This window comes from Microbacter sp. GSS18 (assembly GCA_029319145.1).
GTDB lineage: Bacteria > Actinomycetota > Actinomycetes > Actinomycetales > Microbacteriaceae > Microbacterium.
This window is the reverse complement of record CP119753.1, coordinates 1058888-1079532: the sequence shown is the minus strand read 5'-3', so window position 1 is coordinate 1079532 and position 20645 is coordinate 1058888. Positions and strand designations below refer to the sequence as shown.

General features: G+C 70.7%; 20 protein-coding genes. 5 read left to right on the top strand and 15 right to left on the bottom strand.

The features are described 5' to 3' along the window. Positions 1-90: 90 nt before the first annotated feature. Positions 91-720, bottom strand: a complete 630-nt coding sequence (gene rpsD / locus P0L94_05120; protein WES65448.1) for a 30S ribosomal protein S4 — start codon at positions 718-720, stop codon at positions 91-93. Positions 721-914: 194 nt separating this feature from the next. Then, the gene (locus P0L94_05115; protein WES65447.1) at positions 915-2246 is read right to left on the bottom strand and encodes a replication-associated recombination protein A; all 1332 of its coding nucleotides are present in this window, start codon (positions 2244-2246) and stop codon (positions 915-917) included. Positions 2247-2355: 109 nt separating this feature from the next. On the opposite strand from P0L94_05115, the gene P0L94_05110 reads away from it, so the two are divergent. From P0L94_05110 to P0L94_05100, 3 genes are all read left to right on the top strand, one after another. Next, positions 2356-2709, top strand: coding sequence for a hypothetical protein (locus P0L94_05110; protein WES65446.1), 354 nt, complete (start codon positions 2356-2358; stop codon positions 2707-2709). Positions 2710-2805: 96 nt separating this feature from the next. Then, complete coding sequence (locus P0L94_05105; GenBank protein WES65445.1) at positions 2806-4068, top strand: DUF349 domain-containing protein; 1263 nt, start codon at positions 2806-2808, stop codon at positions 4066-4068. Between the two features lie 69 nt (positions 4069-4137). Continuing rightward, complete coding sequence (locus tag P0L94_05100) at positions 4138-4716, top strand: type IV toxin-antitoxin system AbiEi family antitoxin (protein ID WES65444.1); 579 nt, start codon at positions 4138-4140, stop codon at positions 4714-4716. On the opposite strand, the gene P0L94_05095 is transcribed toward P0L94_05100, so the two are convergent. The 11 genes from P0L94_05095 to pdxS all read right to left on the bottom strand — a co-directional run bounded on the left by P0L94_05095 (position 4686) and on the right by pdxS (position 15336). Further along, positions 4686-6932: a bifunctional (p)ppGpp synthetase/guanosine-3',5'-bis(diphosphate) 3'-pyrophosphohydrolase gene (locus tag P0L94_05095; protein ID WES65443.1), complete on the bottom strand. Its 2247-nt coding sequence runs from the start codon at positions 6930-6932 to the stop codon at positions 4686-4688. The two genes, P0L94_05100 and P0L94_05095, sit on opposite strands and share 31 nt — an antisense overlap. A 51-nt stretch (positions 6933-6983) precedes the next feature. Continuing rightward, positions 6984-7973 (bottom strand): protein translocase subunit SecF, encoded by a 990-nt coding sequence (gene secF, locus P0L94_05090; protein WES65442.1) that lies wholly within the window; start codon positions 7971-7973, stop codon positions 6984-6986. After that, positions 7973-9697: a protein translocase subunit SecD gene (gene secD / locus P0L94_05085; GenBank protein ID WES65441.1), complete on the bottom strand. Its 1725-nt coding sequence runs from the start codon at positions 9695-9697 to the stop codon at positions 7973-7975. Before secD ends, secF begins: the two co-directional genes overlap by 1 nt. Before the next feature lie 36 nt (positions 9698-9733). Next, entirely contained in the window at positions 9734-10096 is a 363-nt protein-coding gene (locus tag P0L94_05080) for a preprotein translocase subunit YajC (GenBank protein ID WES65440.1), read from the bottom strand. An 84-nt stretch (positions 10097-10180) separates the two neighbouring features. Beyond that, a complete protein-coding gene (ruvB, locus tag P0L94_05075; protein ID WES65439.1) occupies positions 10181-11209 on the bottom strand; it encodes a Holliday junction branch migration DNA helicase RuvB in 1029 nt (342 codons plus the stop codon). Further along, complete coding sequence (ruvA, locus tag P0L94_05070) at positions 11202-11828, bottom strand: Holliday junction branch migration protein RuvA (GenBank protein WES65438.1); 627 nt, start codon at positions 11826-11828, stop codon at positions 11202-11204. Before ruvA ends, ruvB begins: the two co-directional genes overlap by 8 nt. Positions 11829-11874: 46 nt before the next feature. Further along, on the bottom strand, positions 11875-12450 hold the full coding sequence (gene ruvC, locus P0L94_05065) for a crossover junction endodeoxyribonuclease RuvC (GenBank protein ID WES65437.1): 576 nt from the start codon (positions 12448-12450) through the stop codon (positions 11875-11877). 55 nt (positions 12451-12505) lie between these two features. Further along, positions 12506-13270: a YebC/PmpR family DNA-binding transcriptional regulator gene (locus tag P0L94_05060; GenBank protein WES65436.1), complete on the bottom strand. Its 765-nt coding sequence runs from the start codon at positions 13268-13270 to the stop codon at positions 12506-12508. Positions 13271-13290: 20 nt separating this feature from the next. Next, a complete protein-coding gene (locus tag P0L94_05055) occupies positions 13291-13812 on the bottom strand; it encodes a hypothetical protein (GenBank protein WES65435.1) in 522 nt (173 codons plus the stop codon). Between the two features lie 31 nt (positions 13813-13843). Further along, positions 13844-14437, bottom strand: a complete 594-nt coding sequence (pdxT, locus tag P0L94_05050) for a pyridoxal 5'-phosphate synthase glutaminase subunit PdxT (GenBank protein ID WES65434.1) — start codon at positions 14435-14437, stop codon at positions 13844-13846. Between the two features lie 8 nt (positions 14438-14445). Further along, complete coding sequence (gene pdxS, locus P0L94_05045; protein ID WES65433.1) at positions 14446-15336, bottom strand: pyridoxal 5'-phosphate synthase lyase subunit PdxS; 891 nt, start codon at positions 15334-15336, stop codon at positions 14446-14448. A gap of 118 nt (positions 15337-15454) precedes the next feature. Here pdxS and P0L94_05040 point away from each other — a divergent pair, with 118 nt between their 5' ends. Both P0L94_05040 and pdxY read left to right on the top strand, forming a co-directional pair. Then, positions 15455-16819, top strand: coding sequence for an aminotransferase class I/II-fold pyridoxal phosphate-dependent enzyme (locus P0L94_05040; protein ID WES65432.1), 1365 nt, complete (start codon positions 15455-15457; stop codon positions 16817-16819). 7 nt (positions 16820-16826) lie between these two features. After that, on the top strand, positions 16827-17678 hold the full coding sequence (gene pdxY / locus P0L94_05035) for a pyridoxal kinase PdxY (protein WES65431.1): 852 nt from the start codon (positions 16827-16829) through the stop codon (positions 17676-17678). Between the two features lie 117 nt (positions 17679-17795). Here the strand turns inward: pdxY and P0L94_05030 are convergent, their stop codons facing one another. Further along, a complete protein-coding gene (locus tag P0L94_05030; GenBank protein ID WES66293.1) occupies positions 17796-18296 on the bottom strand; it encodes an HIT domain-containing protein in 501 nt (166 codons plus the stop codon). A gap of 83 nt (positions 18297-18379) precedes the next feature. Continuing rightward, positions 18380-20404 carry a threonine--tRNA ligase gene (thrS, locus tag P0L94_05025; GenBank protein WES65430.1) on the bottom strand — a complete coding sequence of 675 codons (2025 nt, stop codon included), beginning with the start codon at positions 20402-20404 and terminating at the stop codon, positions 18380-18382. Between the last annotated feature and the right edge of the window lie 241 nt (positions 20405-20645).

Genomic DNA, 20645 nt, shown 5'->3' with positions numbered 1-20645 from the left:
TGACCATCGTAGGCGCAAACGACGAAGGGCGCCGGGAAACCCGGCGCCCTTCGGCCCCGCTCGGCGAGCCGGCGAGGCGAGACGACGCGCTCAGCGAGCGGCGTAGTACTCGACGACGAGCTGGACCTCGCAGGTGACCGGAACCTCGGCGCGCTTGGGACGGCGCACGAGGCGGGCCTGCAGCTTGTCGAGCTCGACCTCGAGGTAGCCCGGAACGGGGGGCAGGACCTCGGCGTGGCCGCCGGCGGCCGCCACCTGGAAGGGCTCGAGAGTCTCGCTCTTGGGCTTGACGTGGATGAGCTGACCCGGCTTCACACGGAACGACGGGCGGTCGACGAGCTGGCCGTCCACGAGGATGTGGCGGTGCACGACGAGCTGGCGCGCCTGCGCGGTGGTGCGGGCGAAGCCGGCACGCACGACGAGGGCGTCCAGACGCATCTCGAGCTGCTCGACGAGGTTCTCACCCGTCAGGCCGTCCTTGCGGCGGGCCTCCTCGAACTGGATGCGCAGCTGCTTCTCGCGAATGCCGTACTGCTCGCGCAGACGCTGCTTCTCGCGGAGGCGGACGGCGTAGTCGCTGTCGGCCTTGCGCTTGGTGCGGCCGTGCTCGCCGGGGGCGTACGGGCGCTTCTCGAGGTAGCGGGCGGCCTTCGGCGTCAGGGCGACGCCGAGGGCGCGGGACATGCGGACCTTGCGGCGGTCCTGGGACTTCGTTGCCACGAAGCATTCCTTCCGATGACGTGGCCGCGACTTTCGCGGCTCACGGACGTATCTCCCCGACTCCGCCCTCCCGGTCCGCACGCCGGGGCGATACCGAAAGGTGGATGAAGAAGAAGGGGGATGCCCGAAAACCCGGTTTCGAGCCGGTCCATGCTACCAGACGCGTCCTGGCGGGCCGCTGAGGCGTCGGCGGGTCAGCCGTCGGGGTCCAGGATGCGGCGGATCTTCGCCAGCCGCGCCTGGACCTCGCGCTCCTGCCCGCGGGCCGTCGGCTCGTAGTACCGGCGTCCGCGCAGATCGTCGGGCAGGTACTGCTGGGCGACCACGCCGACGTCGGCATCGTGCGGGTAGACGTATCCCTTGCCGTGGCCCAGCCGCTTCGCTCCGGGGTAGTGCGCATCGCGCAGGTGCGCGGGCACGCGGCCGAAGCCGCCGGCCCGCACATCGGCGATGGCGGCGTTGATCGCGTTGTACGCGGCGTTGGACTTCGCGGTCGTGGCGAGGTAGACGGTGGCCTCGGCCAGGGGGATGCGCCCCTCGGGCATCCCGATCATCTGCACCGACTCCGCCGCGGCGACAGCCAGCGGGAGCGCGTGCGGATCGGCGAGCCCGATGTCCTCGGCGGCCGAGATGATCAGGCGACGCGCGATGAACCGGGGGTCCTCCCCCGCCTCGATCATGCGCGCGAGGTAGTGGATCGCCGCGTCCGGGTCCGATCCGCGGATCGACTTGATGAAGGCGCTGATGACGTCGTAGTGCTCGTCGCCCTGGCGGTCGTAGCGCAGCAGAGCGCGGTCCACCGCCTGCGCGACGTGATCCGCGCCGATCTCGGGCACGGAGTCGGGGTCGTCGGCCGGGGGCGCGAGCGAGGCCGCGGCCTCGAGGGCCGTCAGCGCGCGCCGCGCGTCCCCCGACGCCAGACGGACGAGCGCCTCCCGCGCCTCGTCGCCGAGCGACACGGAGCCGGCGAGCCCCCGCGCGTCCGTGACGGCGCGGTCGATGAGCACGCGCAGATCATCGTCGGTGAGCGGTTGCAGCGTCAGCAGCAGCGACCGCGAAAGCAGCGGCGCGATGACGGAGAACGAGGGGTTCTCGGTCGTGGCCGCGATCAGGACGACCCAGCCGTTCTCGACGCCCGGAAGCAGGGCGTCCTGCTGGGCCTTGGTGAACCGGTGGATCTCGTCCAGGAACAGGATCGTCGACTGCCCGTACAGGTCGCGCTGATCGAGGGCCTCCTGCATGACCTCGCGCACATCGCGCACGCCCGCCGTGATGGCCGACAGTTCGACGAAGCGCCGCCCCGACGATCGGGCGATCGCCTGCGCGAGAGTCGTCTTGCCGGTGCCCGGCGGACCCCACAGGATCACCGAGGTCGCGGTGGTGCGTGCATCGGCATCCGCCAGCGCGACCAGCGGCGAGCCGCGACGCAGGAGGTGCGCCTGCCCGGCCACCTCGTCGAGCGACGTGGGACGCATGCGCACGGCGAGCGGGGTCTGGCCCGCGAACAGCGCGCTCGGTGTCGTCACGCCATCCAGGCTAGCCGCGCCCCGCGACCCGAGAGTGCGGTTTGGGCCCGGCTCTCGGGTCGATCTAGGATCGACCCGCCCGGGAGCCGCCCGGGTCGAAGGGGGTGCCGTGTCGAAGGCAGGCAAGGATCCGGCCGCGCGCGCCGCGCGGGAGCGCACGCGGCTGTACCAGGCGCGGCGCGACTTCCACGCGGGCCTCGCGCGTCGTCGCACGCGGGACAACGTCATCGCCTGCGTCGCCGGCGGGCTGATCGTCATCGGGATCGGAGCCGTGCAGGTCGCCTACTTCACCGTCGGACCGGCCGGCACCGGCGCGGAGCCCTCGGCCACCGTCGCCCCCCTCCCGACGACGACACCTACGTCGACCCCGTCCCCCTCGGCGTCGGGTTCGCCCGCGCCCACGGCATCCGCATCCCCGACGCCCACGGCATCCGCATCCCCGACGCCCACACCCGAGCCCTGATCCCCGTCGCGACCGCGGTCGATCCGCACGCGGCGTACTAGGCTTGGCCCCGTCCAACCCCCCACAGGCGGCGAGAGCCGCGATGAGGTGCAATCCGTGACTGCCGACGCAGAAACCACTCCCGAGTCCACCACCGACGAGCCCTGGGGCCGCGTCGACGACGACGGCACCGTCTCGGTGCGCGAAGCGTCCGGCTGGCGCGTCGTGGGTCAATACCCCGACGGGTCCCCGGAAGAGGCCCTGGCGTATTTCGAGCGGAAGTACGCCGATCTCGCCGGCGAGGTCGGACTCCTCGAGGTGCGGCACCGTCGTGGCGGCGCGTCCGCGGCAGACCTGCGCAAGGCGTCGCGCGCCGTCGCCGACAAGGTGACGGGAGCCGCCGCCGTGGGCGATCTCGAGGCGCTGCTGGCCCGCATCACCGCACTGACCTCGATGCTCGAGGCCGAGAGCGAGACCGAGGCCGCCGCAGCACGCGAGGCCGTCGACGAGGCGGTGCGCGAGCGCACCGCGCTGGTCGAGAAGGCCGAGGCCCTCGCCGCCCGCGACCCCGAGACCGTGCAGTGGAAGCAGGCGTCTGCCGAGATGTCGGCCCTGTTCGACCAGTGGCAGGCGCACCAGCAGAACGGGCCGCGCCTGCCCCGCTCGACCGGGCAGGCGCTGTGGAAGCGATTCCGCGATGCGCGCGGCATCCTCGACAAGAATCGCCGGGAGTTCTACGCGCAGCTCGACGAGCAGCACAAGGTCGTGCGCGACCGCAAGACGCGCCTGGTCGAGCGGGCCGAGGCGCTGGCTCCGCAGGGCGAGGACGGCATCGGCGCCTACCGCGATCTGCTCGAGCAGTGGAAGGCCGCCGGCCGCGCCGGCAAGAAGGCCGACGACGCACTGTGGGCGCGCTTCAAGACCGCCGGCGACGCCCTCTACTCCGCGCGCACCGCGCGCGAGGCCGCCGACGCCGAGGCGTCCCGCGAGAAGATCGAGATCCGCAAGGGCCTGCTCGAGCAGGCGCGCGGCATCGCCGATGTGAAGGACCTCACGGCGGCTCGTTCGCAGCTGACCGCGATCCAGCGTCAATGGGACGACGTCGGCCGGATCTTCCCGCGCGACGTGGAGCGCTCGCTCGACGACGATCTGCGCAAGATCGAGAATGCGCTGCGCTCCCGGGAGGACGCGGACTGGAAGCGCAACGATCCCGAGACCAAGGCGCGCGCCAACGACATGACGCGGCAGCTGACCGACGCCATCGACAAGCTCGAGCAGGAGCTCGTCGAGGCCGAGGGGCGCGGTGACAAGAAGGCGATCGCGGCGGCGAAGGAGGCGCTCGAGGCGCGCAAGGCCTGGCTGCGCGCGCTGGGCGGCTGAGTCCGCGAGGTTTCCACAGACTCCGCGGCACCCGCGGCGGAGCCGGGGCGCATGCGGCACACTGCCGACATGTCGTCGCCTTTCCTCTTCTTCGCCGAAGACCGGCTCTCGACCGCGGAGCTCGCCGCGGCGCGGCTGGACGGGCTGCTCGTCGAGCTCGGCGAGGCGTACATCCCGGCCGACGCCGTCGAGACGGCGGCCCTGCGCGCAGGCTCCCTCGTCCGCCTGCTCGGTGACGCACGTGCGGCGTCCCACCTGAGCGCGGCCTGGATCCACGGCGCCCTCGACGGCCCGCCCGCCCGTCACACCGTCCAGCGGGCCGTCCCCCACCGCCTGCACGCGTCGTTCGATCGCCGGTTCGTCTACCGCGACCCCGCGATCCCGCCTCACGACCTCGTGATGGTGGGCGGGGTGCACGTGACGTCGCCGATGCGCACGATCGTCGACCTCGCGCGCACCCCCGACCCCGCGCACGCCGAAGCGGCGCTGCGCATGGCCCGCTCGGAGCCGCGCCTGGCCGGCGAGGCGCTCGCGCGCGTCACGGCATCGGGACCGTTCCCCCGCAAGCGCGCGGCGGTCATGCTGCTGCGCGAACTCACGGCCACCGCCGCGGGCGGTCAGGACGAGGTCACGCGGTACACGTCGTAGACCGCGTCGATGCGGCGGACCGCGTTGAGCACGCGATCCAGGTGCACGATGTCGCCCATCTCGAAGACGAACTTGCTGATCGCGAGGCGGTCGTTCGAGGTGGTGACGGTGGCCGACAGGATGTTGACGTGGTGCTCGCTGAGGACCCGCGTCACGTCGCTGAGGAGCCTCGAGCGGTCGAGGGCCTCGACCTGGATCTGCACCAGGAACACGCTCTTGCTCGTCGGAGCCCACTCGACCTCGATGAGTCGCTGCGGGTCCTGCATGAGCGACTTCACGTTGGTGCAGTCCGAACGGTGCACCGACACTCCGCTGCCGCGCGTGACGAAGCCCATGATCTCGTCTCCGGGCACGGGCGTGCAGCACTTGGCGAGCTTGACCAGGATGTCGGGGGCGCCCCGCACCAGGACCCCGGAATCGCCGCCGCGCGGGGCACGCGAGCGCCCGACCTCGGGCAGGTCGATCGGCCCGGTGGCGGTCTCGCTCGCGCGCACGAGCGCCGTGACCTTCTCGATCACCGACTGCGTCGACACATGGCCTTCGCCGATTGCCGCGTACAGCGCCGAGACGTCCTCGTAGCGCAGCTCGTGGGCCACCTCGCTGAAGGAGTCCTGGCTCATGAGGCGCTGCAGGGGTAGGTTCTGGCGGCGCATGGCACGCGCGATGGCGTCCTTGCCCTGCTCGATCGCCTCTTCGCGACGCTCCTTGGTGAACCAGCCGCGGATCTTGTTGCGCGCGCGGGTCGATTTCACGAAGCCCAGCCAGTCCTGGCTCGGGCCGGCATCCGGATTCTTCGAGGTGAAGACCTCGACGACGTCGCCGCTCTTGAGCTCGGACTCCAGCGGCACCAGGCGGCCGTTGACCTTGGCGCCCATGGTGCGGTGTCCGACCTCGGTGTGCACCGCGTAGGCGAAGTCCACCGGCGTGGCCCCCGCGGGAAGGCCGATGACCTTGCCCTTGGGCGTGAAGACGTAGACCTCCTTCGCGCCGATCTCGAACCGCAGCGAATCGAGGAACTCGCCGGGGTCGGCGGTCTCGGCCTGCCAGTCCGAGATGTGCGCGAGCCACGCCATGTCGGTGTCGATGGCCTTGGAGTCGGACTTGCCGCCGGCCATCTGCTCCTTGTACTTCCAGTGCGCCGCGACGCCGTACTCGGCCTGCTGGTGCATCTCGTGCGTGCGGATCTGGATCTCGACGGTGCGCCCGCCGGGACCGATGACCGTCGTGTGCAGCGACTGGTACAGGTTGAACTTCGGCGTCGCGATGTAGTCCTTGAAACGCCCGGGCAGCGGCGTCCACCGTGCGTGGATCGACCCGAGCACCGCGTAGCAGTCGCGGACGCTGCCGACGATGATGCGGATGCCGATGAGGTCGTAGATGTCGTCGAACTCGCGGCCGCGGACGATCATCTTCTGGTACACCGAGTACAGCTGCTTCGGACGGCCCATGACGCGACCGCGGATGCGCAGCTCGCGCAGGTCGGCGTCGACGGCGTCGATGACGTTCTGCACGTACTGCTCGCGCTGCGGCGTGCGCTGCTTGACCAGGCTCTCGATCTCGGCGAAGAGCTTGGGGTGGAGCACGGCGAACGACAGGTCCTCGAGCTCGGACTTGATCGTCTGGATGCCGAGCCGGTGCGCGAGCGGCGCGTAGATCTCGAGTGTCTCGGTCGCCTTGCGCTTGGCGCTCTCGGCCGGAACGAAGCCCCACGTGCGGGCGTTGTGCAGGCGGTCGGCGAGCTTGATCAGCAGCACGCGGATGTCCTTGGACATCGCGACGATCATCTTGCGCACCGTCTCGGCCTGCGCGCTCTCGCCGTACTTGACCTTGTCGAGCTTGGTCACGCCGTCGACGAGCATGGCGACCTCGTCGCCGAAGTCCGCCGTCAGCTGATCGAGGCTGTAGGACGTGTCCTCGACGGTGTCATGCAGCAGCGCCGCGGCGATCGCGCGTGGACCGAGCCCGAGATCGGCGAGGATCTGCGAGACGGCGAGGGGATGCGTGATGTACGGCTCGCCGCTGCGCCGGGTCTGCCCCGCGTGCGCCTGTTCGGCGGTCTTGTAGGCGCGCTCGACGATCGCGAGGTCGCCGCGCGGGTGATGCGTGCGCACGGTGCGCAGCAGCTGCTCGACATCGTCTCGCCGGGCCGAGCGCGAGAAGATGCGCGGGACCAGACGACGCAGCGAGGTCGGCCCGGGAGGAACCGTTTCGGACATGTGCGATACCCCCTCCCGGATCAGACCATCGTACGCCCCGTACGGGGCGGGTCAGACCGGCTGGCCCGCCCGCTCCCGGGATTCGAGCACCCGCGCGTTCCGGGTCTGGATGCCGGGCTCGCGCTCGCGGAACAGCGAGTACAGGGGCGCGGCGACGAACAGCGTCGAATAGGCCGCGACGATGATGCCCACGAAGATCGCGAGCGAGATGTCGCTGAGCGTCTGAGCACCGAGCCAGAATGCTCCGATGAACAGGATCGCGCCGACCGGCAGGATCGCCACGACCGTCGTGTTGATCGAGCGCACCAGGGTCTGGTTGACGGCGAGGTTGACCGACTCGCCGAACGTCCGCCCCGATATCTCGCCGTCCTCGGCCGTGTTCTCGCGGATCTTGTCGAAGACGACCGTCGTGTCGTACAGCGAGTACGCCAGGATCGTCAGGAATCCGATGACCGCTGCGGGCGAGATCGGGAACCCGGCGAGGGCGTACACGCCGACCGTGATGATCAGCACGTCGACCAGGCCGATGATCGCCGCCGCCGACATCTTCCAGGTGCGGAAGTACAGCGCCAGGATGATGAACGTCAGGGCGAGGAAGATCGCCAGGCCCCACAGCGACTGCCGCGTCACATCGGCTCCCCAGCTGGGGCCGATGAACGACGACGTGACCTCGGAGGTCGGCACGTCGTACACGTCGGCCAGCGACGCACTCACCTCGCGGGTCTCGGCGTCGGTCATCTGGTCGGTCTGGACGCGGACGGCCGAGTCGCCGACGGTCGTCACCCGCGTGTCGGCGTTCGGCACGACCGACTGCACCGCGTCGGTAGCCAGCGACTGGTCGGGGCTGCTGAGCCCGGTCACCGTGAACTGGGAGCCCCCGGTGAACTCGATCGAGAACTGGATCGGCCGCACGAGCGGCACCAGCACCGACCCGATCACCAGGACGGCGGCGATGATGAACCACAGTCGCCGGCGTCCGACGAACGGGAATGAGATCTTGCCGGAGTACAGGTCGTTGCCGAAGCGGCTCATGGCGCCCATCAGCGCTCCCCCTCCTGGGTCGTGCTTCCCGGTTTGCCGGTCGACGGGCGGGACGCCGCCAGCTCCTGCGCCTGCTTGCGCTCGGCGATGGTCTGGCGTCGCTGCGCCTCGCCGCGCGCCCGGGCGGATCGGCCCTTGGCGGTGGCCTCGGCCGGCGCGCGGAACTGCGCACGACCGCGGTAGACGGCGCCGAGCGCGTCGGGGTCCAGCCCCGACAGCGGGTGGCCGGAGCCGAAGAAGCGCGTGCGCGCGAGCAGCTGCATCACCGGGTGCGTGAAGATGATGAAGATCATGATGTCGATCGCCGTCGTGAGGCCCAGCGTGAACGCGAAGCCCTTCACCGTGGCGTCCGCGAGGATGTAGAGCACGACGGCGGCGAGGATGTTGATCGACTTGGAGATGTAGATCGTGCGCTTCGCTCGCGCCCAGCCGTCCTCGACGGCGCTCGTGATCGACTTCCCGTCGCGAAGCTCGTCGCGGATGCGCTCGAAGTACACGATGAACGAGTCCGCCGTGAAGCCGATGGCCACGATCAGACCGGCGACGCCGGCCAGTGACAGGCGGAAGCCCATGCGCCACGCGAGGATGCAGATGACCACGTAGGTCAGCACCGCCATGACGCCGAGCGACGCGATGATCACCGTGCCCAGCGCCCGGTAGACCACGAGCGAGTACACCGCCACGAGCGCGAGGCCGATGAGGCCGGCGATGAGGCCGATCTGAAGCTGCTGCGAGCCGAGGGTCGCCGAGATCGTGTCGGAGCTGACGACCTCGAAGCTCAGCGGCAGCGCGCCGTACTTCAGCTGGTCGGCCAGGACCTGCGCGGTCTCCTGCGTGAAGGAGCCGGTGATGCTGGGTCGGCCGTCGAGGATGACGCCGTTCATCGACGGCGCCGACAGCACCGAGCCGTCGAGCACGAACGCGAACTGGTTCAGCGGCGGCGTGGCGCCGTACAGGCGCTGGCTGATCTCGCCGAAGATCTGGGTGCCTTCGGAGTCGAAGGTCAGGTTGACGGCCCACACGCCGTTGGTCTGCTGGAGTCCGAACGTCGCGTCCGAGATCGACGAGCCGTCCAGCTCGACCGGGCCGAGGATGTACTTGACCGAGCCGTCGGCCTCGCACGTGATCAGCGGCTCGTCGGCCGGGGCGCCGGCGGGATCGTTGGCCGGGTCGGCGCAGTCGTACGCCAGGTACTCGGCGAACAGCGCGTCCGTGATCCACGCCTGATCGCTGCCGTCGGTCGGCTCCGTGGTCGGCGTCGCATTGAGCGTGGGGTCGGGCGACGGATACGGCGTCTCCATCCCGTCCTCGCCGACGAACGTGTTCGCGGGCTGCCCGGCGTACAGCACTGCGCGCAGCTGCAGCTGGGCGGACGCCTCGATGCGCTCGCGCGTCGCCTCGTCGGCCTCACCGGGGATCTGCACCACGATGTTGTTGCCGCCCTCGGTGGTGACGTCGGCCTCGCCGACGCCCGACGCGTCCACGCGCTGCCGGATGATCGTCACGGCCTGGTTCATCTGGTCCGTCGACGGAGCCGCGCCTTCGGTCTGCGCCTCGAGGATGATCTGCGTGCCGCCCTGCAGGTCGAGGGCCAGAGACGGCGCCCACGAACTCTGCTGGAAGACATACACGCCCAGGGCGTTGATGCCGAACAGCACGGCGGTGATCACGAGGAGTCCGGTCAGTGCGCGCCAGGCGCGCCGGACGGGGGTAGGGGTCGCCACAGGTCAGCTCTTTCCGGTGCCCGAATGGGCGGTTGTTCAGGCGTTCGGCTTGTCGTCCGCGTCGGCGTCCGAGGCGTCGTCCGCGATCTCCTCGGCCTCGTCGACGGGGTTGGGGCCGACCACGCGCAGGATGGCCTGGCTGTGCACCTTGATCTCGACGCCGGGCGCGATCTCCACGAGTGCCGGCTGATCGAGGTTGTCGGCGTCGTAGCTGACGATCGTGCCGTACAGCCCGCCCTGCATCAGGACCTCCGCCCCGGGGACGGTCTGGCGCGCGCGCTCCTCCTGCTCGTGCTTCTGCTTCTGCATGCGCCGGCGCGAGCTCCAGAACATGAAGACCAGAAGTCCGGCCAGCAGGACGATGAGGCCGTACTGGCCGATGAATTCCTCGAAGCTCATGGAAGAGTTGGCGCCTTTCGGGTGCGGCCCGCGCCAGAGCGGCGCTGCCGGGGAGGGAGGTGTTCAGGCGAAGGCCTCCAGCGATTATAGGTCATCGAGTTCCAGCACCGAGTCGGCGACGGGTGCGCCGAGGTGCCGGTAGGCGTCGCGCGTGGCGATCCGCCCACGGGGCGTGCGCCCCATGAATCCGATGCGCACGAGGTAGGGCTCGACCACGGACTCGATCGTCTCCGCCTCCTCGCCGACGGTGACCGCCAGGGTTCCGAGTCCGACGGGGCCGCCGCGGAAGCGGCGCACCAGCGCGTCCAGGACCGCGCGATCGAGCCGATCGAGGCCGATGGCGTCCACGTCGTACAGATCCAGGGCCGCGTCCACGTCGGCGGTGTCGGCCGCATGACCGTCGCCGTGCACGATGAGATAGTCGCGCACGCGCCGCAGCAGCCGATTGGCGATGCGGGGCGTGCCGCGGGAGCGCCGGGCGATCTCGGCGCGTGCGTCGGGTGGGACCTTCACGCCCAGCATCGCGGCAGACCGCTCGATCACGCGCTCGAGTTCGACGGGCTCGTAGTACTCGAGGTGCGCGGTGAAGCCGAACCGGTCGCGCAGAGGATTCGGCAGCAGGCCCGACCGCGTCGTGGCTCCCACCAGCGTGAAGGGCGCCAGATCGAGCGGGATGCTCGTGGCTCCCGCGCCCTTGCCGACCATGATGTCGATGCGGAAGTCCTCCATCGCGAGATACAGCATCTCCTCGGCCGAGCGCGCCATGCGATGCACCTCGTCGATGAACAGCACCTCTCCGGGTGTCAGGCTCGACAGCAGCGCGGCGAGGTCCCCGGCGTGCTGGATGGCGGGACCGCTCGACAGGCGCAGCGGACGCTCGCTCTCGTGCGCCACGATCATCGCCAGCGTCGTCTTCCCGAGCCCTGGCGGGCCGGACAGCAGGATGTGGTCCGCCGGCCGCTGCTGGATGCGGGCCGCGTCGAGCAGGAGCTGCAGCTGGCCGCGCACCTTCTGCTGGCCGACGAAGTCGGTCAGAGAGGTCGGACGCAGGGCTCCCTCGATCGCGAGCTCGGTGTCGTCGACGGCGTCGCCGACCTCGCGCGCGTCAGCCACCGACGGTCTCCTTGCGGGCCGGTCCGAGCTCCGCGAGCGTCAGCCGCAGCAGCGCCTGAACCGATGCGCGATCCACCGGCGACGCGCCCTCGGCGACGCCGGCGACGGCCTCAGCGGCGACGCGCTCGGTCCAGCCGAGACCCGTGAGGGCCACGACGACCTGCGACGACACGTCGGACCCCGCTCCGGTGGCGGCCGAAGCCGTGGCCGAGGGGCCGGCCGAGGGGAGCTTGCCCGCCAGCTGCACGACGATGAGCTTGGCCGTCTTCGGCCCGATGCCCGACACGCGGCGGAAGGGCGCATCGTCGTCGGCGGCGACCGCGTCGGCGATCTGGCCGACCGTGAGGGACGACAGCACGCCGAGCGCCGACTTCGGCCCGACGCCGGTCACCCCCAGCAGCAGCGAGAACACCGTCAGCTGTCCGCGCTCCTCGAAGCCGTACAGCGACAGCGCGTCCTCGCGCACGATGAGGCTCGTGTGCAGCGTGATCTGGTCGCCGACATGCGCGCTGCGGGCGATCTGCGGCGGGACGGCGACGGACAGGCCCACTCCCCCGACGTCGACGACGACGGCGTCGGATTCGAGGTGGAGGACGGCGCCTCGGACTGACGAGATCATGCTGCGAGCCTACGGCCCGCTTCGGATGTTTGTTCGAGCGACACGCTCAGCGCCCCACGCCGCGCTCGGCCTGGGCCCACGCGCGCTGGGCGGGCGTGAGCGCCACCCCCGTCGGCGCCTGGGCACCGCGCCCGCGCCACGCGTGGCAGAGGGCGAGCGCCAGAGCGTCGGCCGCGTCGGCCGGGGACGGCAGCGTGTCCAGTCGAAGGATGCGCGCGACCATGGTCTGCACCTGGCGCTTGTCGGCCGAGCCGTAGCCGGTGATGGCCGCCTTGACCTCGCTGGGTGTGTGCGTGGCGGCGGGGATCCCGCGTTCGCCCGCGACGAGGAGGGCCACGCCGCTGGCCTGCGCCGTGCCCATGACGCTTCGGCGGTTGTGCTGCGCGAACACGCGCTCGACGGCGACCACGTCGGGGGCGTGGAGATCCGCGACATCGCGGATCCCACGCGCGATGGCCGCGAGGCGGTCTTCGATCGGGGCGTCCGGAGCCGAGCGCACGACGCCGACGTGCACGAGCGTCGCGGTGCGGTCGGGGCGGACGTCGACGACCCCCACACCGCACCGGGTCAGGCCCGGGTCGATGCCGAGCACACGCTGGATGCCGTCGCGGGAGGAACTCACCACTTCACGCTAGGCGGACGCGCGGGCCCGCCGGTGAAGGCGCGCCCGCGCAGGGTCACTCGTCGCCGTCGTCCTCGAGTTCGGCCTGGACCTCGGGCGAGAGGTCGAAGTTGCTGAAGACGTTCTGCACGTCGTCGCTGTCCTCGAGCGCGTCGATCAGACGGAAGATCTTGCGCGCGGTGTCGGCGTCGATCTCGACCTTGAGGTTCGGCACGAACTCCACGTCGGCGGACTCGTAGTCGATGCCGGCGTCCTGCAGGGCGGTGCGCACCCCGACCAGATCGGTCGCCTCGGTGATGACCTCGAAGCCCTGCGCGTGCGGCTCGACCTCTTCGGCGCCCGCCTCGAGGACGGCCAGCATGACGTCGTCCTCGGTGGTCTCCTCGCCCGACACGACGATGACGCCCTTGCGCGTGAAGTTGTAGGCGACGCTGCCGGGGTCGGCGAGCGTGCCGCCGTTGCGGGTGAGGGCGGTGCGCACTTCGGCCGCGGCGCGGTTCTTGTTGTCGGTCAGACACTCGATCATGAGCGCCACCCCGTTGGGGCCGTAGCCCTCGTACATGATCGAGGTGTACTCGACGGCTTCGCCGCCGATGCCCGCACCGCGCTTGATGGCGCGGTCGATGTTGTCCTTCGGGACCGACGTCTTCTTCGCCTTGAGCACGGCGTCGTAGAGGGTCGGGTTGCCCGCGAGATCGGGGCCGCCGAGCTTCGCAGCCACTTCGATGTTCTTGATGAGCTTGGCCCACGACTTGGCACGGCGCGCGTCGATGACGGCCTTCTTGTGCTTCGTCGTGGCCCACTTGGAGTGTCCGGACATGCGTTCCAGTCTATTCGCCGTCAGAGGGCGAACTCGAAGCCGAAGCGCGACGACAGCAGCGCCACCAGGTCGCGCGGGAGCTTGGCGATGTACGCCGGGGCGGGGGCGAGCGTGTCGGGCGATCCGATGAAGGGGAAGTACACCGGCCCGTCGGTGAGCGCCTCGACGTCGTCGCGGATCGCGACGATCTCGTTGCCGATCCGCCTCAGGGCCGGCAGCGTGATGGGCGAGGCGAGCCGCAGCGTGTCGCTCACCGGCATCCGCCACTGGAGCACCTCTTCGCCGCGGCGCGTCGCGGTCGTCTGCGTCAGCGGGCCGAGGATGCGGCCCCATGCGCCGATGCCGGGGACCGGGAGCGTGCGATCCCACACGAACAGCGTGTCTCCGGGCTCGGTGAACCCGACCATCTCGTGGGACCACTCGAAGCGCCGGTCATCCGCGGCGACGGGTGCCATGAGAGCATCGCCCACGATGCCGCGGGAGGGGGCGATCATCCAATAGCGCTCTTCGGGCCGATCACGCCACCAGTCGTTGATCGTCATGCACCGAATCTACCGGCCGACGGGACGCGTCTCAGACCGAGCGCACCGTGTCGAGGAAGAGCGCGTGGAATCGGTGCTCCCCCGTGACCTCGGGATGGAACGAGGTGCCCAGGAGGTTCCCCTGCCGCACCGCGACGACGCGACCGTCGTCGAGGACGGCCAGCGGCTCGGCATCCGGGCCCGCCGTCTCGACGAGCGGCGCGCGGATGAACACCGCGTGGACGGGCGGATCGCCGAGCACCGGGACGTCCAGGTCGGTCTCGAACGAGTCGACCTGACTGCCGAAGGCGTTGCGGCGCACCGTGGCGTCGATGCCGCCGAACGTCTGCTGACCGGCGATGCCGTCGACGATGCGGTCTGCCAGGAGGATCAGGCCGGCGCATGTGCCGTACACGGGGAGCCCGGCGGCGATCGCGTCGCGGATCGGCTGCTGCATGCCGAACGCGCGCGACAGCTTGTCGATGACGCTCGACTCCCCGCCGGGGAGCACGAGACCGTCGATCTGGGCGATCTCCGACGGGCGGCGCACGGGCTGGGCGTCGGCGCCCAGGTCCGTGAGCACGCGGAGGTGCTCACGGACGTCGCCCTGGAGGGCGAGGACGCCGACGCGGGGGCGGGTCGCCATAGACGCCGCTACCAGCCGCGCTCGGCGAGGCGGTGCGGAGCAGGGAGGTCGGCGACGTTGATGCCCACCATGGCGTCGCCGAGGCCGCGGGAGACGTCCGCGACGACCTTGGCGTCGTCGTAGAACGTCGTCGCCTTGACGATGGCCGCGGCGCGCTCGGCGGGGTTGCCGGACTTGAAGATGCCCGAACCGACGAACACGCCGTCCGCGCCCAGCTGCATCATCATGGCGGCATCCGCGGGCGTGGCCACGCCGCCGGCGACGAACAGCACGACGGGGAGCTTGCCGGTCTCGGCGATCTCGGCGACCAGCTCGTAGGGCGCCTGCAGCTCCTTGGCGGCGACGTACAGCTCGTCCTTGGTCATCGAGCGCAGCACGTTGATCTCGCTCGTGATCTTGCGGATGTGCTTCGTGGCCTCGGAGACGTCGCCGGTGCCGGCCTCGCCCTTGGAGCGGATCATCGCCGCGCCCTCGTTGATGCGGCGCAGCGCCTCGCCGAGGTTGGTGGCGCCGCACACGAACGGCACGGTGTAGCCCCACTTGTCGATGTGGTTGACGTAGTCGGCGGGCGAGAGGACCTCGGACTCGTCGATGTAGTCGACGCCGAGCTCCTGGAGCACCTGAGCCTCGACGAAGTGCCCGATGCGGGCCTTGGCCATGACCGGGATCGAGACCGACGCGATGATGTCGTCGATGAGGTCGGGGTCGCTCATGCGCGCGACGCCGCCCTGGGCGCGGATGTCGGCGGGAACGCGCTCGAGCGCCATGACGGCGACGGCGCCGGCGTCCTCGGCGATCTTCGCCTGCTCGGCGGTGACGACGTCCATGATCACGCCGCCCTTCAGCATCTCGGCGAGGCCGCGCTTGACGCGGCTCGATCCGGTCTCGGCTGTGCTCACGGGTTCTTCCTTCGGGGACGGTGTCGCACACACTGGCGCGAACAATCGCGGTTTTGGCCTAGGCCAAAAGATAGCATGGTCTCGCACCCCCGACGGAGTGCGGAAAGGCAGGCGCGTCATGGAGGTTCACATCCGCGGCGGATCAGCGTCGGAGATCGCCGACAGTCTGCGCGAGATCATCGAGCGCGGTGATCTGCGGCCCGGCGACGCGCTGCCCTCGGTGCGGGCTCTCGCGGAGAGCCTCGGCGTCAACCGCAACACCGCCGTCGCCGCCTACCGGCACCTCACGCAGGCCGGCGTCCTGGTGACGCTCGGCCGCGGCGGCACGCGCGTCGCCGACCGGGCCCCGGTCGCGCAGGAGGGCTACGCGCCCGACAGCGTGCTCCGCGACATCGGCACCGGCAACCCCGACCCTTCGCTCATCCCCGACCCCTCCAGCGCGCTGGCGGGCATCGTCGGGCGCCCGGTCCTGTACGGCGAGCCCGTCATCGACCCGGGACTGGAGGAATGGGCGCGCACCTGGATGGGTTCGGGCCCCGCGCACGAGGACGCCGCACGGCTGACCGTCACCAGCGGCGCCGCCGACGCCGTCGAGCGACTGCTCGGCCAGTCGCTCACGCGCGAGGACGCCGTGGCGCTCGAGGATCCGTGCTTCCTGTCGAGCATCCACACCGTGCGCCTCGCGGGCTATCGCCCGGTGGCCGTGCCCGTCGACGACGAGGGGATGACCGTCGCGGGGCTGCGCGCCGCGCTCGAGGAGGGCGTCCGCGCCGTCGTCTGCACGCCGCGCGCCCAGAACCCGACGGGAGCGTGCCTGTCGGCAGAGCGGGGGGCCGCCCTGCGGGACCTGCTGGCGGAGCATCCGTACGTGCTCGTCATCGAGGACGACCACTTCTCGGCGCTGTCGCAGCGGCCCTTCCACTCGATCATCGGTCCGGCGCACCGCCGCTGGGCGCGCGTGCGCTCGGTGTCGAAGTTCCTCGGCCCCGACATGTGCCTGGCCGTCACGGCATCCGATCCCGAGACGGCCGACCGCCTCGCGATGCGCCTCACACCCGGCACGACGTGGGTCAGCCACCTGCTCCAGCGCCTCACGCACGCGCTCATGAGCGACCCCGACGTGCTCGCGCGCATCGAGGCGGCCGGCACGCACTACGCCGAACGCAATGCGGCCTTCGCGCGGATGCTCCGTGCGCGCGGGCTCGAGGTCGCCGACGGCGACGGCCTGAACGTGTGGGTCGGGCTGCCGGTCGCGGCGCGCGACGTCACGCCGCTGCTGATGCGGCGCGGCTGGCTGGCGCGCGGGGGCGATGAGTTCCAGCTCGCGGGCGACGACGCCCGTCGGCGCCTGCGTCTGACGGTGCACGACCTCGACGACCGCGACCTCGAGCGGCTCGCCGACGATCTCGCGGCGGCCGTCGACACCGCCGCCGGAGCGCCGTCGCGCACCGATGGCGGGGCCGAGCTCACCGGGATGCGATGATCGTCCGATGAAGATCCTCTCCATCCAGTCCGCCGTCGCCTACGGCCACGTCGGCAACTCCGCCGCCGTGTTCCCGCTGCAGCGCATCGGAGTGGAGGTGCTGCCGGTCTACACCGTCAACTTCTCGAACCACACCGGCTACGGCGCGTGGCGCGGGCCGCTCATCGCGCCGGACGACGTGCGGGACGTCATCCAGGGCATCGAGGACCGCGGCGTGCTGTCGCAGATCGACGTCGTCCTCAGCGGCTACCAGGGCGGCGAGGGCATCGGCGACGTCATCCTCGACGCGGTCTCGCGCGTCAAGCAGGCCAACCCCGACGCGGTGTACGCGTGCGACCCGGTCATGGGCAACGCCAAGAGCGGATGCTTCGTCGCCCCGGCCATCCCGGTGCTGCTGCGCGAGCGCGTCGTCCCCGCGGCCGACATCATCACGCCGAACCAGTTCGAGCTCGGATTCCTCACCGGCACCGAGCCGGACGATCTGGAGTCCACGCTCGCCGCGGCCGACCGCGCGCGCGACATGGGCCCGTCGACCGTGCTGGTCACGAGCGTCGAGCGTCCCGACCGCCCGGAGGGCACGATCGAGATGCTCGCTGTGACCGGCGACGGGGCCTGGATCGTGCAGACCCCGCACATCCCCATGAAGGCGAACGGATCCGGCGACGTCACGGCCGCGCTCTTCACGGCGCACTACCGTGCGACCGGCGATGCCGCCGACGCGCTCGCCCGCACGACCTCGAGCGTGTTCGACCTCCTCGCACGCACCCACGAGTCGGGCGAGCGCGAGCTGCAGCTGGTGGAGTCGCAGGAGGCCTACGCCCACCCGCGCATGCAGTTCGCCGTGACGAAGGTCCGCTGAGCCGGATGGTCGCGGCGCCGCCGCGCCGCAGCAGGTGATCTCGCGAGAACAGGTGATCTCGCGGACATGTCTCCTGTGTCTGCGAGATCTCCTGTTCCGAGGAGGGCGTGCGCGGCGTCAGTCGCTCGGCCAGGCGTGCGCGACGGCCTCGCGCACTTCGCCGAGCAGCTGCGGCAGTGCCTTGGTCCGGGCGATGATCGGGAAGAAGTTCGCGTCGGAGCCCCAGCGCGGCACGACGTGCTGGTGCAGGTGCTCGTCGACGCCCGCACCGGCCACGGCCCCCTGGTTCATCCCGATGTTGAAGCCCTCGCACCGCGACACCTGCCGCAGCACGCGCATCGCCGTCTGGGTGAGCGCGCCGATCTCGGCGACCTCTTCGTCCGTGGCCTGGTCGTACGTCGCGATGTGACGGTACGGGCACACCAGCAGGTGGCCGGAGTTGTAGGGGAACAGGTTCAGCAGCACGTAGGCGGTGCTCCCCCGGTGCACGATCAGACCGTCGGGATCGTCCTTGCCCGGTGCCGCGCAGAACGGGCAGTCCGCCCGCATCGCGTCCGCGCCGGCGCGGATGTAGGCCATGCGGTGCGGCGTCCACAGGCGCTGGAACTCGTCGGGCACACCGGCGAACGAGGCCGCGTCGGCGAGTCCCGGCTCCCCCCGGACCCCGTCGCCGGGGGCGCCGGCGGAGCCCTGCGGGCTGGTCACGCCAGGTCCTCGGCCGTGTCGACCAGGGCCTTGCCCTCGATCGCGCCGAGGATCAGCGCGATCGCGTCGTCGACGGGGACGCCGTTGGTCTGCGTCCCGTCGCGGAAGCGGAACGACACGGTGCCGCCCGAGCGGTCCTGCTCCCCCGCGATCAGCTGGATCGGCACCTTCTGGGTCGTGTGGGTGCGGATCTTCTTCTGCATGCGGTCGTCGGAGTGGTCGACCTCGGCGCGCACGCCGCTGGCGCGGAGGCGGGCGACGATGTCGTCCAGGTAGTCCGCGTACTCCTCCGCGACGGGGATGCCCACGACCTGCACGGGCGCGAGCCACACCGGGAAGGCGCCCGCGTAGTGCTCCACGAGGATCGCGAAGAAGCGCTCGATCGAGCCGAAGAGCGCGCGGTGGATCATCACGGGACGGTGCTTCGCGCCGTCGGGGCCGGTGTACTCGAGCTCGAAGCGCTCCGGCTGGTTGAAGTCCAGCTGGATGGTCGACATCTGCCACGTCCGCCCGATCGCATCGCGCGCCTGCACGGAGATCTTGGGACCGTAGAACGCCGCTCCGCCCGGGTCCGGCACGAGCTCGAGTCCCGACGCCTCGGCCACCTCGCGCAGCGTCTGGGTCGCGTCGGCCCACAGTTCGTCGGCGCCGATGAACTTCGGGTTGCCCTCCTCCTTGTCGGACAGCTCGAGGTAGAAGTCGTTCAGGCCGTAGTCGCGCAGCGTCTGGAGGACGAAGTCGAGGCTGCGGGTGAGCTCGTCCTTGACCTGGTCGGGCGTGACGTAGATGTGCGTGTCGTCCTGCGTCATGCCGCGCACGCGGGTCAGGCCCGACAGCGTGCCGCTCTTCTCGTAGCGGTACACCGACCCGAACTCGCTCAGGCGCAGCGGCAGCTCGCGGTAGCTGCGGCCGCGCGAGCGGAAGATCAGGTTGTGGAACGGGCAGTTCATCGGCTTGAGGTAGTAGTCCTGCCCCTGGCGCGTGACATTGCCCTCGTCGTCGTGGAGGGCGTCCAGGTGCATCGGAGGGTACATGCCGTCGGCGTACCACTGCAGGTGCCCGCTCGTCATGAACAGGTCGCCCTTGGTGATGTGGGGCGTGTTGACCACGTCGTAGCCGTTGGCGAGCAGCTGCTCGCGCATGTAGCGCTCGATCTCGTAGCGGATGATGCCGCCCTTGGGGTGGAACACGCTCAGGCCGGGACCGATCTCGTCCGGGAACGAGAAGAGGTCCAGTTCGAGGCCCAGCTTGCGGTGGTCGCGCTTGGCGGCCTCCTCGAGGCGGGTCTTGTAGGCGCGCAGCTCGTCCTTCGTCGGCCACGCGGTGCCGTAGATGCGCTGGAGCTGGGGGTTCTTCTCGCTGCCGCGCCAGTACGCGCCGGCGACGCGCGTGATGTCCCAGCCGTTGCCGATCATGCGGGTGCCGGGTACGTGGGGACCGCGGCAGAGGTCCCGCCACACCGTCTCGCCGTCGCGGTTGACGTTGTCGTAGATCGTCAGCTCTCCCGCGCCGACCTCGACCGAGGCGCCCTCGACGTTCGAGACGCCGCCCGAGCCCGCCGCCGGGCTCTTCAGCCCGATCAGCTCGAGCTTGAACGGCTCGTCGACCAGCTCGGCGCGAGCCTCTTCGTCGGTCACGACGCGGCGGACGAAGCGCTGCCCTTCGCGGACGATGCGCTCCATCTCCTTCTTGACCGCTTTGAGGTCGTCGGGGGTGAAGGGGTCGTCGACGCCGAAGTCGTAGTAGAAGCCGTCCTGGATCGGCGGGCCGATGCCGAGGTTGGCCTGGGGCCTGATGCGCTGCACCGCCTGGGCGAGCACGTGCGCTGTCGAGTGGCGCAGGATGTCCAGACCGTCGGCGCTGCCGACGGTGACGGGCTCGACGGCATCCGTCTCATCGACGACGGTGGCGAGGTCCTTCAGCGCGCCGTTCACGCGCAGCGCGACGACGGAGCGGTCGGGGAAGAGGGCGAAGCCGTCGGCGGGGTAGGACACGTCCGACGGGATGGCGACGTCAGTCAAGGGAACTCCTGGGGATGGCTCGGATCAAGGCTACCCGGGCGCGCGCGCGGCGATCGGCGCGCGAGCGCGGTTCGTGCTCAGCTTCGGACGCTGCTGGCGTCCCGCCCGCTCAGGCGCCGAGCGTTCGCGTGCCGGTGACCGCGACGACGACGGTCGCGAGAGACATCCGGCCCGGTTCCATGCGCACAGTCTAGTGGCGTCGACGGCGATGTCGCGCCGGACCGGTGACGCGGCGAGGGTG